Below are 12,885 nucleotides of genomic sequence, written 5' to 3' on the forward strand. Positions count from 1 at the left end.
AACGTGCGGTGGATAAAATCAGGCAGTTTCTTCAGCTTCTTCAGCGCGCGGCCTATCTTCGCGACGCGGACGCTTCTCTTCTGCCGGCTTCATCATCGGTGAAGCTTCAGTGATCGCTTCTTTACAGCGAACAACCAAGCTGCGAATGATAGCGTCGTTGAAACGGAAGATGTTCTCGATTTCTTCGAGAGTCTCACCGGTGCACTCGACGTTCATCAGCACGTAGTGGGCTTTGTGGATCTTGTTAATCGGGTAAGCCAGGTGACGACGGCCCCAATCTTCCAAGCGATGCACAGTGCCACCGTTTTCGGTAACGATGCTGGTGTAGCGCTCGACCATAGCCGGCACTTGCTCGCTCTGATCCGGGTGGACCATAAACACGATTTCGTAATGACGCATGGAATCTCCTTGCGGTTTGACAGCTTCCGATGTGCATTGAGACAAATGTCTCAGCAACGACAGGGAAGCAAGGAGTTAACTGAAGTGCCCGTTACTCACCGCGAACGATGTTGTCTGGGGCATCAAGCAGAACTGTTTTTCGTATTCACTATTAACTAATACGAGCACCCGCTTAAGGATAAACGGGCGCAAGCATTTTAGTGGGACAGGGACTAACTTGCAAGCTGCCGCTGACGAACAGCTTCAAACAAACAAATACCCGTCGCCACCGAGACGTTCAAACTGGAGACTTGACCCGCCATAGGCAGCTTTGCCAAGTTGTCGCAAGCTTCTCTAGTTAGCCGACGCATACCTTTCCCTTCAGCTCCCATCACTAATGCCGTTGGGCCAGTCATATCAATCTCAAACACACTTGCGTCAGCTTCACCCGCCGTGCCAGTAATCCACACACCGGCATCTTTAAGCTTGGCAAGCGTACGAGCCAGGTTAGTGACCTGATACACAGGCACCACTTCAGCAGCACCGCACGCTACTTTGCGCACCGTCGCGTTCAGCGGTGCAGCTTTATCCTTCGCCACGATCACTCCATGAGCACCCGCTGCATCAGCACTGCGAAGACACGCACCGAAATTATGCACATCGGTAACACCATCCAGCACTAACAATAACGGCGGTGCAGAAGCCTGCCATGCACGCAGCTTCAGCCATAGCGACTCCTCCCCTTCGGGAACCAGCGGGGGGCAAAAAGCTACAACGCCCTGATGAGCAGCGCCCTGCGTAAGCTGATCCAACAGGTCACGCGACTGCTCTTTAACATGCGCACCACGGGACTGAGCATTAGCAACCAACTCTTTCAAGCGGTTACCAGAGCCCTGCTGCACCCACAGCTCACGGGGCGTTTCACCCCGCTCCAGCAGGCTTTCAAGGGCGTGAACGCCATACACTTGATCTAACCCATCTGGTGTACGTACCGCTGGACGCGAGCCACGTCGAGACGACGACGATTTCATGCTCAACCCTTATTCGGTGATGGTTTACGCGGGCCATTACGCGTGCGTCTTGGACCACGGCGTGTCGGCTGCTTATCGGTGGATGCTGCTTTGTCAGCCCCACCTTCTTTACCAGCCCCGCCTTCTCCACCACGACGCTTACGTGGCTGACGACGCGGTCTAGGCTTGTCATCGGCAAGGCCAAAGTCGATCTTACGATCATCCATGTCTACCCGCGCAACCTGAACCGTCAGCCCGTCGCCCAGGCGGTACGTTGTACCTGTACGTTCGCCTTTAAGACGATGCTTTTCCGCCTCATAGTGATAGTAGTCGGAGGGCAGCGAAGTGACATGCACCAACCCTTCAACATAGAAGTCATCAAGGCGTACAAACAGGCCAAACTGGGTTACCGAAGCAATAGTGCCATCGAAGGTTTCACCCAGCTTGTCAGACATAAACTCACACTTGAGCCAGCTTTCAACATCACGGGTTGCTTCATCAGCCCGCCGCTCGGTCATCGAGCAGTGCTCACCCAGCTCAAGCATTTGCTCAAAGGTGTAAGGGCACCACTTGCTCGGCGGATCGACAGGTGCGCCTTCAACCCGAACCACCGTATTGGTTTGGCGAGGCCCACGAATAACCGAGCGGATAGCGCGGTGTACCAGCAGATCAGGATAACGGCGAATGGGTGACGTGAAGTGCGCGTAGGCCTGGTAAGCCAAGCCAAAGTGCCCCTCGTTCTGCGGCGAATAAACCGCTTGATTCATCGAGCGCAGCATGACGGTTTGGATAATGTCAGCATCTGGGCGATCAATAATCGCCTCGCGTAACGCTTGATAGTCCTGAGGCGTTGGCATATCGCCACCACCCACGGAAAGACCTAGCTCACTTAAGAACAGGCGCAGCTTATCAAGGCGCTCTGGGGTTGGCCGCTCGTGAATCCGGTACAGGGCTGGCAGATCATGTTTATCTAAGAAACGCGCGGTAGCCACGTTGGCTGCCAGCATGCACTCTTCGATCAGCTTGTGAGCATCGTTACGGGTGCGAGGCACAATTTTTTCAATCTTGCGCTCATCATTAAAGATAATCGCCGTTTCAGTGGTATCGAAATCAATCGCACCGCGCTCTTCGCGCGCACTACGCAGCAGGCCGTAAAGCTCGTGCAGATTTTGCAGTGGCTTTACCAGCCCTTTGTACTCATTACGCAGCGCTTCGCCTTCGTCACTCTCGCTATCGAGAATGGCCGCCACCTTGTTATAGGTCAGGCGGGCGTGGGAATTCATTACCGCCTCATAGAACGAGTAGCGACTAATTGCGCCGGTTTTGGAGATATTCATCTCACAAACCATCACCAAACGATCCACTTGGGGGTTTAACGAACACAAACCGTTTGAAAGCAGCTCCGGCAACATCGGCACCACTTGGCCGGGGAAGTACACCGAATTCCCCCGCGTACGTGCCTCGTCATCAAGCGCGGTACCAGGACGCACGTAGTGCGACACATCGGCAATCGCAACCAGCAGCTTCCAACTACCCGACTTGGTCTTCCAAGCACACACCGCATCGTCAAAATCTTTGGCAGACTCATCGTCAATGGTAACCAACGGAAGCTCACGCAGATCGACACGGTGTTGCTTATCTTCCTCTAATACTTCTGCTGAAATACCGCTAGTTTGGTCAAGCACTTCTGGCGGAAACTCAGCGGGGATATCGTAACTACGAATCGCGATATCTATTTCCATGCCAGGGTCCATCCGCTCACCCAGCACTTCGATAACTTCGCCTACCGGCTGAACGCGCGTAGCTGGCTGCTGAACGATTTTCGCAGAAATCACCTGGCCATCTTTTGCGCCAGCGCTTGCGGTATGAGGAATAATAACTTCCTGGGTAATACGAGGATTCTCAGGAATTAGCACGCCAAACTCAGGTGAATTGCTACGGTATACCCCCACAATCGTTTGGGTATTTCGCGCAATCACATCAGCGATGGTCGCCTCATCACGGCCGCGGCGATCACGTCCACTCACTCGCGCCAGCACATAATCCCCGTGGAAAACACGGCGCATCTGGCGTGGTGGCAGCACTAAATCCGGTTTTTTCCCATCGTCGCGCAACAGAAAACCAAAGCCATCTCGGTGGCCTAGCACTTTGCCTTTAATCAGATCCAGCTTATCAATCAAGGCATAGGCACCACGCCGGTCGCGCAGCACCTGACCATCGCGCTCCATGGCGGCCATGCGCCGGCGAACCGCTTCAAGATGATCTTCATCTTCAATGCCGAGCATACGGCTCATATTTTCGTGGGTTATCGGCTTGCCGTACGTTTCCAGGGCAGCTAATAAATACTCGCGGCTGGGCGCAGGATTGTCATACTTTTGCGCCTCGCGCTCGGCGTGCGGATCATCACTTAACGTCCAGTACTTCATGCGATCAACATCCTTGATTGCGTTTGCGGGAGGCAGCTAATGGGCGCAGGCACAGTGCGCTGCGAGCGGGGGGATTCAGCCATTGATTGACTGAAAAACGTCATGTTTTGTTTGATCATAGCTACATTATAGCGCTGCCTGTTCAATCACCCAACCACCTAGCACGGCAATTGTACGTTTTTAACGATAAAAAACAGTTGCCGGGCCTTGCATTTAAGCGTGGCCTCGGTATCATACGCGCCACTTGCCCAGATGGCGGAATTGGTAGACGCGCTAGCTTCAGGTGCTAGTGTCCGTATGGACGTGGAGGTTCAAGTCCTCTTCTGGGCACCATCTTATATCGTGTTACCCCCTTTTCATGATGTAAAACGGTGCAGCGGCAAGCATTAGAAGTAGTATTGAAAAAAGTGTCAGCAAAAAGTTTGTGTTCGCCCAGGTGGCGGAATTGGTAGACGCGCTAGCTTCAGGTGCTAGTGTCTGTATGGACGTGGAGGTTCAAGTCCTCTCCTGGGCACCATACGAATGCAAACAGCGGTACGAAAAACAGCAGTAAAAATAGCAAACATGATATGCCCAGATGGCGGAATTGGTAGACGCGCTAGCTTCAGGTGCTAGTGTCCGTATGGACGTGGAGGTTCAAGTCCTCTTCTGGGCACCATCTAAATAGTCTTGATCCCATCAGTTCCAGTTAAAAACCTATCATTCCCACCTTCAGCTGTTTGCTCGCAATACTTCCTTTTCTAGGCCTTCATTATTTTATTTTTTGTTTAAGTTGTTTTGCTTAAAACTCTTTCCTGCTAGGGCACTGCACTTAGACAACGGTGCTTAGAAAACCGCACTTAGACAACAGTGCTTAGAAAATCACCTAAAATAACCGATTGAGCGAATATATTCGCTCAATCGGTATTTTGCATTATTGAAAACGCCCAGGACGTCGCGCGACCTCTTCTAACGCCCAGCCTTGGGTTCGTAACTGGCCTTCCACTACCGCCTCACGCTCTGCCGACAAATCAGGGAAAAAATTCAACCCTGTGCGCGACTCGATCTCATCAATAGTCACCAGATAATCGTCTAACGGTTCATTACCACGAACGTCTTGCGGCATGATAAAAGCTAGTGCCAACGTTGCCTCTTCATCCGGTACAACGATAATTTTGTAAAACGCTTCCGGCACTTCTACGAAACCCACCCGATTAAACACATTATCCATAAAACGCTCTGGAAAAATCGGGCCAGTAATCACCTGCAAACGATCAAAGCGTGGCGCAAAGTGATCCATTACCGACTCTTCTAGACGCTGCCAAAGCTGGCGATTTAAATTAGGCCGCTGAGGCGTCATATTACTCATCAAAAAGGTATCAACCTGGGCACTGCGGCCATGTACCGCTGCAATTGCATAGTTAGGTGCCAAATGCCCACGATCATAACCACTGCCCGCATAACTGTCGGTACCAATTGGCCATAATGTGCGCCAGTCAGCTTTAAAATTAGGTCGTGAACCAATACGCGTGTCATCAGCTACCGCTTCAACTTGATAGCTGACCCACAAGGCATTGGCTCGCACATCTGACCACCCTGCTAAAAAGCCATCGTTTCTCAGCACACGATGAAAAGTGGTTGGATGAAATCCATCCCAGGTGGGCACCCCCATCCATGTATAGTCGTCCTTATGCTGACGCTCCTGAAACTCCCAAAGCCCCGCCCCCACAACGACAAACAGCACAGCGATACCAAGGCGTTTTCCCTGACGACGCCAGCGCGAAAGAGATTTCCCCAACAGACTTACTCCCTAATGTAGATTCTACGCCCTACTTTTTTATGTGTTACGTAAGATGGCTAACTGACTACCAACCTAGCGAAAACATTGTTTCTAGATCGTGACGAGAGTGTACCTGCATCGCATTCAATGTTTCGGTATCGCTGATACCCTCAACAGCATTTAGGCGCTCCGTGACGAGTTCAGCGAGGCTCTCAAAATCAGGTGTACGGGCAATCGCGACCAAATCATAGCGGCCACAGGTCGAATACACTTCACTAATGCCCTCGACATCAGCCAGGCGCTCCGCGACTGCTTTTACTTGGCCTTTCTCGGTATTGATTAAAATCACAGCGTTTTGCATAGTTCCCCCATAGACAGCGTTGATAATCATCTAACTTGCAGCTTGAGGCGAGTATAACAGGCTGCTTGCTAGGGCCAAGCATTGCCCAGTGGCGTGGTCAATTGTCGCGCTTATCATAAGGTTATTCGCACTAATTTTGAGCATGCGCTAGCATGTGTTAGATATCTTCGATTATATAAGTCTTGTCGGAGAATCAAGAGGTGGTTAACCACCCGATAATATTAGCGAACCGTCAGACCGTGACGATAAGGAGACACCATGGCTAATCAAAGCCGTCGTAAGTTCATGCGTAACAGCGTAATGGGCCTCGCCGCCCTACCGTTTGGTGCTGGCATTCTATCAAAGACTGCTTTTGCCCAAGAGTTACCGCGCCTTGATCCTTCTAGTCCAACTGCTCAGGCACTTAACTACGTTGAAGTAGCCAGTGATGCGAGCGATCACCCCGCCTATGAAGAAGGTGAACTGTGCTCAAACTGCATGTTCTTTAATGCAGACAATGAAGGCTGCCAGCTATTCCCGCAAAATAGCGTTGAACCTGACGGCTGGTGTCAATCCTGGACAGCACAAGCGTAATACTATTCGCTGTTGCTACTCTCACTAACGGTTATTAAATCCGCCAGTGAAATTACTCGGCCCTGCAGTCACTGCAGGGCCGAGTTAGTTGAACAAGCACAAACAAGGGCTCATAACGCTACTTGGCATTACCTACCCCACTTCTTTCTCGTTACCCTCTTCTCCAATAGGCCATTGGTAACGACGCGTTACTCGCCCCTCCTCCATTGAAACCAAATGCACTGGAAAGCCCCATAACTGCTGCAAATGGCGAATCACTGGATAAACACTGCGACCAAGGGGCCGACGGCTATCTTGCACATGGTGTAAGGTCAGCGACCGATCACCTCGAATAGCCGCCTCAACGACTTGTATATTCGGCTCACGCACCGACAAAGCGTACTGGGTCGACAACGCCTCACGTACACGGCGATAACCGCGCTCATTATGAATTGCTGCGACTTCCAGCGTTTCCTCTTGATCATCATCCACTATTAAAAATAGCTTCAAATCACGCATTACTTTGGGAGATAAAAACTGCTGGATAAATGACTCATCTTTAAAGTTGCGCATGGCAAACTCGACGGTATCCCGCCATTGGCTGCCTGCAATATCAGGAAACCATTCACGATCTTCATCCGTTGGTGCTTCACAAATCCGCTTAATATCCATAAAGATGGCAAAGCCCAAGGCGTAGGGGTTAAGGCCACTGTAGTGCGGGCTATCAAAGCTTGGCTGATTGATCACCGCTGCATGGGACTGCAAAAACTCCAGCATCAAGCCTTCATCGACTTTTCCTTCGTCATACAGCCTATTCATTAACGTATAGTGCCAAAAACAGGCCCAGCCTTCGTTCATTACTTGGGTTTGCCGCTGAGGATAAAAGTACTGCGCTAGCTTGCGAACAATCCGCACAATTTCACGTTGCCAGGGTGCCAGCAACGGCGCGTTTTTCTCAATAAAATAAAGCAGGTTTTCCTGGGGCTCAGAGGGGTAACAACCTCCATGATGCAAGCCAAGCGGGTCATCGTCACTAGCCAAACTGCCAGGCAATGGTGCAACGCCACTGGGGGCCTCGGGAATCGTTCGCCACAACATATTTACCTGGGTTTGTAGATAGGCTTCGCGCTCTTCTTGACGCCTCACCTCCTCTTCTGCAGAAATCGGTGAAGGTCGTTTATAGCGGTCTACCCCGTAGTTTTGCAGCGCGTGGCAAGCATCTAGCAATTGCTCTACCGCATGAACGCCGTGGCGCTCTTCACACTGGGCAATATACTTACGTGCAAATACGAGATAATCGACGATAGAGTCGGCGTCGGTCCAGGTACGAAACAAATAATTACCTTTAAAGAAAGAGTTATGCCCGTAGCAGGCATGGGCAATCACCAACACCTGCATCATCAAGGTGTTCTCTTCCATCAGGTACGCAATACATGGGTTGGAATTAATCACTAACTCATAGGCAAGACCCATTTGACCGCGCTTGTAGGCCTGCTCAACGGCCAAAAACTGCTTACCAAACGACCAGTGATGATAGCCCACCGGCATGCCTACACTCGCGTAGGCATCCATCATCTGCTCAGTAGTTATCACCTCTATCTGATTTGGATAAGTATCTAGGCGGTACTCATCGGCGAGCCTAGCGAGCTCTTCATCAAAACGTTCCAAGACACTAAAGTTCCAGTCGGAACCGGTCGCTATTGGCTGACGGGCTACACTCATGGCGTACTCCTCGGTTCGCGTTACTGCTCTTGACTCAACCGACGCTTAAACAGCTCACGGAAAACAGGGTAAATATCCCCAGCATCAACAATTTGACGCATTGCAAACCGCTCCGCGAACTGCTCAGCTACAATTTCATACTCATGCCAAAGCGATTGATGCTCATGAGGGGTAATCTCTACGTAAGCGTAATACTGCAACTGAGGCATGAGTTTTTTCACCAACATATCTCGGCAAATATTCGAATCATCATCCCAGTTGTCGCCGTCTGATGCCTGGGCAACATAAAGATTCCACTGCCCTGCAGGATAGCGCTTTTCAATGATGTTATTGACTAATGTAAGTGCACTAGAAACGATGGTTCCGCCGGTTTCGCGAGAGTAGAAAAACTCCTCCTCGTTCACCTCCCGTGCCGCCGTATGATGGCGCACAAACACCAGCTCTACTTTTTCGTAATGCTTCTCCAAAAAAAGGTAGAGCAGTAGGAAAAACCGTTTAGCGATATCTTTATGGTTTTGCGTCATGGAGCCGGAAACGTCCATCACACAAAACATTACCGCTTGGCTGGAAGGCTGTGGCTGCGCTGCCAGCTGGTGATAGCGTAGATCATAGGTATCAATAAATGGCACCGCTTCAATACGCTTTTCCAACCGCTCTACTTCTGCCTTTAGCTCAGCAATTCGTGCGGGATTGCGTAGCACAGAATCTTTGCGCTCTTCGGCAGCAAGCGCCTCTTGCGCGGCTTTTAACGCTCGCTTGATGGGAGCGCGCATCGCAATACGCCGCGCGTAGGCTTCGCGCATTGACCGGGTGATGCTAATTCTTGATGGCACTCCATCGCGAGCTAAGCCCGCTCGCACCATCTTTATTTCTTCAAGCGATTTTAATGGCTTGCGTTGAAGGTGTGGCAACTCAAGACCATCAAACACAAATTCTAAAAACTCTTCACGGCTAAGCGTAAACGCAAATTCGTCGTTCCCTTCGCCTTGATTAGATGCCCCCCCTTCCCCCGCCCCGTCTCCACCGCCCTGACCGCCAGGGCGGCGAATTTTATCTCCCTCTAAAAACTCTTTGTTCCCCGGCGATACGATATGCCGCGCACCGCCCGGACCATGCTGAAAGACGGGTTCAGAAATATCCTTGGTCGGAATAGAGACCTTTTCACCTCGCTCCATATCAGTAATCGAGCGGCGGTTAACCGCCTCCTCGACTGAACGCTTAATATGCTTTCGATAACGTTCCAAAAAGCGCTGCCGATTGACCGCGCTTTTATGCTTAGCGTTTGGCCTTCGATCAATAAAGTAGGTCATACGACCTCCCGATTATCCGCTACTGGGACTTGCGCACGCGTAGATACCACTCGGAAAGTAGCCGAACCTGTTTTTCGGTATAGCCACGGTCCACCATGCGCGCTACAAAATCCTCATGCTTCTTCTGATCCGACTTTGACGCCTTAGCATTAAACGAAATAACCGGCAGCAACTCTTCAGTATTGGCGAACATTTTGTGCTCGATCACACCTTTGAGTTTTTCATAAGACTGCCAGCTAGGATTCATGCCGTTATTTTGTGCACGCGCCCGCAGTACAAAGTTAACCACTTCATGGCGGAAGTCTTTCGGGTTGGAAATACCTGCCGGTTTCTCGATTTTCTCTAGCTCATCGTTCAGCGATTGACGGTTCAACAATTCGCCCGTTTCGGGGTCGCGGTACTCTTGATCTTGAATCCAAAAGTCAGCATAAGTGACATAGCGGTCGAAGATGTTCTGCCCATACTCGCTATAAGATTCCAGGTACGCAGTTTGAATTTCCTTACCAATGAAATCGACGTAGCGCGGTGCCAGAAACTCTTTAATAAAGCCGATATAGCGTTCAAACACCTCAGAAGGCAGTTGTTCACGCTCTAACGCTTGCTCTAACACATACAGCAGATGCACAGGGTTAGCGGCGACCTCATTACCATCGAAGTTAAATACCTTAGACAGTATCTTGAACGCGAAGCGGGTAGATAAGCCCTGCATACCTTCATCCACACCGGCCGCGTCGCGGTATTCCTGAATAGATTTCGCACGTGGGTCGGTATCTTTTAGGTTTTCACCGTCGTATACGCGCATCTTAGAGTAGATGCTTGAGTTTTCGGGCACTTTCAGACGCGAAAGCACCGAAAACTGCGCCAGCATACGCAGCGTATCAGGCGCGCAGGGGGCGGCGTTAAGCGAGGAGTCTTCCAGCAGTTTTTGGTAAATCTTGATCTCTTCAGAAACACGCAGGCAGTAAGGCACCTTAACGATATAGACGCGATCCAGAAACGCCTCATTGTTACGGTTATTACGAAACGCCTGCCATTCCGATTCGTTAGAGTGGGCTAAGATCACACCGTCAAAAGGAATTGCCCCCATGCCTTCGGTGGGGTTGTAGTTACCCTCTTGGGTAGCGGTAAGCAGTGGATGCAGCACCTTGATCGGCGCTTTAAACATCTCAACAAACTCCATCAGCCCCTGGTTCGCGCGACAGAGCCCGCCCGAGAAGCTATAGGCATCGGGGTCATCTTGTGAGTAAAGTTCTAGTTGGCGGATATCAACCTTACCTACCAACGACGAGATATCCTGGTTATTTTCATCGCCCGGTTCGGTTTTAGAAATAGCAATTTGATTTAATCGCGAAGGATAAAGACGCACCACCCGAAACTGGGAAATATCGCCCCCTGCTTCTTTTAAACGCTTGGCCGCCCAGGGCGACATCACGCTGCGCAAATAGCGCTGGGGAATGCCGTACTCTTGCTCTAGCAGTTCACCGTCTTCTTCTGGAGAAAAAAGCCCTAACGGTGACTCATATACCGGCGAGTCTTTAATGGCATAAAACGGGATACGCTCCATCAACAGCTTCAAGCGCTCAGCCAGCGACGACTTACCGCCACCCACTGGACCCAGCAAATAAAGAATCTGCTTACGCTCTTCCAACCCCTGAGCCGCATGACGGAAATACGACACGATTTGCTCAATGGCTTCTTCCATGCCGTGAAATTCAGCAAACGCTGGATAGCGGCGAATAACCTTGTTTGAAAATATACGTGATAGACGCGGATCTTTCGCCGTGTCGATCACTTCAGGTTCACCAATAGCTTCCAACATACGCTCGGCAGCGCTGGCATATACCTTAGGATCTCGACGACAAAGCGCCAAATACTCTTCAAGGCTCATGTCTTCTTGTTGAACGCGGGCAAATCGGTCTTGAACGTGATCAAAGATGCTCATGGAACTCTCCTATGGTCCATCCCCAAGCAGCTACCGCCAAGCCCAAACATCGAAGCGGCGTGCAAAACGAGGTGTCGCTCTATCAGCGTAGTCAGCATTAGCAAAATGTGATGACTAAACCTTCAACGCATATTGATTAACAGTTTGAGCATCACAGGAGAGGGTTAGTTGCGTTGAAACCCATACTTAACAACACACGAAGCGTAGGTACGGGTAGAAGTAGCTGCGCCGCCCAGAGGGCGGCGCAGTCGTAGTATCGGCACTGTTTATCGGCACTATTGATCACTCCAGCACAGATTTCACGTCTGCCAATAATTGATCTAATAATTCAACGGTCGTGTTCCAGGCACACACAAAACGCGCCCCACCGGCGCCTATAAAGGTATAGAAGGTCCACCCTTTAGCTTTCAACGCTTCGATGGAATGGGGTGGCAATTCAACGAAAACGCTATTGGCCTGAGTAGGAAACATCAACGAAACACCTGGCAATGCCTGTAGCCCTTCTGATAAATATCGCGCCATGGCATTGGCATGTTCCGCGTTAGTTAACCATGCGCCACTTTCCAACAGCCCCAGCCAAGGGGCAGAAACATAACGCATTTTGGAAGCCAGCTGACCTGCTTGCTTGCAGCGGTACGAAAAGTCTTCTGCTAAGTCACGATTGAAAAACAAAATAGCTTCGCCAAACGCTAAACCGTTCTTGGTACCCGAGAAACACAGCACATCAACCCCCACCTGCCAAGTCAGCTCGGCAGGGCTAGCCTTAAGACCGGCACAGGCATTAGCAAACCGCGCACCGTCCATATGCAGGCGTAAATCGTGCTTGTCTGCCATCGCGCGTATTGCCAGCAGCTCCTCCCGGGAATACACCGTGCCCACTTCCGTGGCCTGGGTAAGCGACACCACTTTGGGCTTGGGGTAGTGAATGTCACTGCGCTTGGTCACCAACGCTTCGATGCCCTGTGGCGTTAACTTGCCGTTAGCCCCAGGAGAGGTTAGTAATTTTGCGCCATTTGAAAAGAACTCAGGGCCACCACACTCATCGGTTTCAATATGGGCCAATTCATGACAAATAACGCTGTGGTAGCTGCGCCCCATCGCGGAAAGTGCCAGTGAATTTGCTGCGGTGCCATTGAACACAAAAAAAACGTCGCAATCGAAGTCGAACATCTCACGAAAACGGTCAGCTGCGCGGGCGGTCCAACGGTCATTACCATAGGCGAGATCATCAGCTTGGTTAGCTTCCAACAGGTATTCCATCGCCTCTGGGCAAATACCTGAGGTGTTGTCACTGGCCAAAAATCGTGGGGTACACTCCGAGGTCATGGCGATAGTCCTTTTATCTGACGGTCTTGCGGCGCGAGCTGGGTGCCACCCGCACCTTATAAATGGTTAGCTGTGATCTACAGCTATGCTGATCCACCA

10 protein-coding genes and 3 tRNA genes are annotated in these 12,885 nt (G+C 50.9%); 4 read left to right on the plus strand and 9 right to left on the minus strand.

Translation table 11 applies throughout. The annotated features are described in order from the left end of the window. Positions 1–18: 18 nt before the first annotated feature. From rpsF to rnr, 3 genes are all read right to left on the minus strand, one after another. Positions 19–399 carry a 30S ribosomal protein S6 gene (gene rpsF / locus CR46_RS0112315; protein WP_030073320.1) on the minus strand — a complete coding sequence of 127 codons (381 nt, stop codon included), beginning with the start codon at positions 397–399 and terminating at the stop codon, positions 19–21. Between the two features lie 212 nt (positions 400–611). After that, positions 612–1,409: a 23S rRNA (guanosine(2251)-2'-O)-methyltransferase RlmB gene (gene rlmB / locus CR46_RS0112320; protein ID WP_030073322.1), complete on the minus strand. Its 798-nt coding sequence runs from the start codon at positions 1,407–1,409 to the stop codon at positions 612–614. 2 nt (positions 1,410–1,411) lie between these two features. Further along, a complete protein-coding gene (gene rnr / locus CR46_RS0112325) occupies positions 1,412–3,814 on the minus strand; it encodes a ribonuclease R (protein ID WP_030073324.1) in 2,403 nt (800 codons plus the stop codon). Between the two features lie 246 nt (positions 3,815–4,060). Here rnr and CR46_RS0112330 point away from each other — a divergent pair. From CR46_RS0112330 to CR46_RS0112340, 3 genes are all read left to right on the plus strand, one after another. Next, a tRNA-Leu gene (locus CR46_RS0112330) sits at positions 4,061–4,147 on the plus strand. 97 nt (positions 4,148–4,244) lie between these two features. Beyond that, a tRNA-Leu gene (locus tag CR46_RS0112335) sits at positions 4,245–4,331 on the plus strand. A 54-nt stretch (positions 4,332–4,385) separates the two neighbouring features. Beyond that, positions 4,386–4,472: transfer RNA gene (locus CR46_RS0112340), tRNA-Leu, on the plus strand. A gap of 255 nt (positions 4,473–4,727) precedes the next feature. On the opposite strand, the gene CR46_RS0112345 is transcribed toward CR46_RS0112340, so the two are convergent. Both CR46_RS0112345 and CR46_RS0112350 read right to left on the minus strand, forming a co-directional pair. Further along, positions 4,728–5,591, minus strand: coding sequence for a DNA/RNA non-specific endonuclease (locus tag CR46_RS0112345; protein ID WP_030073326.1), 864 nt, complete (start codon positions 5,589–5,591; stop codon positions 4,728–4,730). A gap of 67 nt (positions 5,592–5,658) precedes the next feature. Beyond that, entirely contained in the window at positions 5,659–5,934 is a 276-nt protein-coding gene (locus CR46_RS0112350; RefSeq protein ID WP_030073328.1) for an Lrp/AsnC family transcriptional regulator, read from the minus strand. A gap of 258 nt (positions 5,935–6,192) precedes the next feature. Between CR46_RS0112350 and CR46_RS0112355 the strand changes: the two genes are divergently transcribed. Beyond that, complete coding sequence (locus CR46_RS0112355; RefSeq protein WP_030073330.1) at positions 6,193–6,507, plus strand: high-potential iron-sulfur protein; 315 nt, start codon at positions 6,193–6,195, stop codon at positions 6,505–6,507. A 132-nt stretch (positions 6,508–6,639) separates the two neighbouring features. Here CR46_RS0112355 and CR46_RS0112360 read toward each other — a convergent pair whose 3' ends face one another. The 4 genes from CR46_RS0112360 to CR46_RS0112375 all read right to left on the minus strand — a co-directional run bounded on the left by CR46_RS0112360 (position 6,640) and on the right by CR46_RS0112375 (position 12,786). After that, positions 6,640–8,208 (minus strand): SpoVR family protein, encoded by a 1,569-nt coding sequence (locus CR46_RS0112360; protein WP_030073332.1) that lies wholly within the window; start codon positions 8,206–8,208, stop codon positions 6,640–6,642. Positions 8,209–8,228: 20 nt separating this feature from the next. Further along, the gene (locus CR46_RS0112365) at positions 8,229–9,518 is read right to left on the minus strand and encodes a YeaH/YhbH family protein (RefSeq protein ID WP_030073334.1); all 1,290 of its coding nucleotides are present in this window, start codon (positions 9,516–9,518) and stop codon (positions 8,229–8,231) included. Positions 9,519–9,537: 19 nt separating this feature from the next. After that, positions 9,538–11,460, minus strand: a complete 1,923-nt coding sequence (locus CR46_RS0112370; RefSeq protein WP_030073335.1) for a PrkA family serine protein kinase — start codon at positions 11,458–11,460, stop codon at positions 9,538–9,540. A 282-nt stretch (positions 11,461–11,742) separates the two neighbouring features. Further along, the gene (locus CR46_RS0112375) at positions 11,743–12,786 is read right to left on the minus strand and encodes a threonine aldolase family protein (RefSeq protein ID WP_030073336.1); all 1,044 of its coding nucleotides are present in this window, start codon (positions 12,784–12,786) and stop codon (positions 11,743–11,745) included. Positions 12,787–12,885: the final 99 nt, after the last annotated feature.

The sequence above is a fragment of the Vreelandella neptunia genome (genome assembly GCF_000712975.1).
GTDB classification, from domain to species: domain Bacteria; phylum Pseudomonadota; class Gammaproteobacteria; order Pseudomonadales; family Halomonadaceae; genus Vreelandella; species Vreelandella qaidamensis.

Coding starts and splice junctions, on each gene's coding strand:
- CR46_RS0112370 (WP_030073335.1), bottom strand. CDS start 11,460: ATGAGCATCTTTGATCACGTTCAAGACCGATTTGCCCGCGTTCAACAA.
- CR46_RS0112365 (WP_030073334.1), bottom strand. CDS start 9,518: ATGACCTACTTTATTGATCGAAGGCCAAACGCTAAGCATAAAAGCGCG.
- CR46_RS0112360 (WP_030073332.1), bottom strand. CDS start 8,208: ATGAGTGTAGCCCGTCAGCCAATAGCGACCGGTTCCGACTGGAACTTT.
- CR46_RS0112355 (WP_030073330.1), top strand. CDS start 6,193: ATGGCTAATCAAAGCCGTCGTAAGTTCATGCGTAACAGCGTAATGGGC.
- rnr (WP_030073324.1), bottom strand. CDS start 3,814: ATGAAGTACTGGACGTTAAGTGATGATCCGCACGCCGAGCGCGAGGCG.
- CR46_RS0112350 (WP_030073328.1), bottom strand. CDS start 5,934: ATGCAAAACGCTGTGATTTTAATCAATACCGAGAAAGGCCAAGTAAAA.
- rlmB (WP_030073322.1), bottom strand. CDS start 1,409: ATGAAATCGTCGTCGTCTCGACGTGGCTCGCGTCCAGCGGTACGTACA.
- CR46_RS0112375 (WP_030073336.1), bottom strand. CDS start 12,786: ATGACCTCGGAGTGTACCCCACGATTTTTGGCCAGTGACAACACCTCA.
- rpsF (WP_030073320.1), bottom strand. CDS start 399: ATGCGTCATTACGAAATCGTGTTTATGGTCCACCCGGATCAGAGCGAG.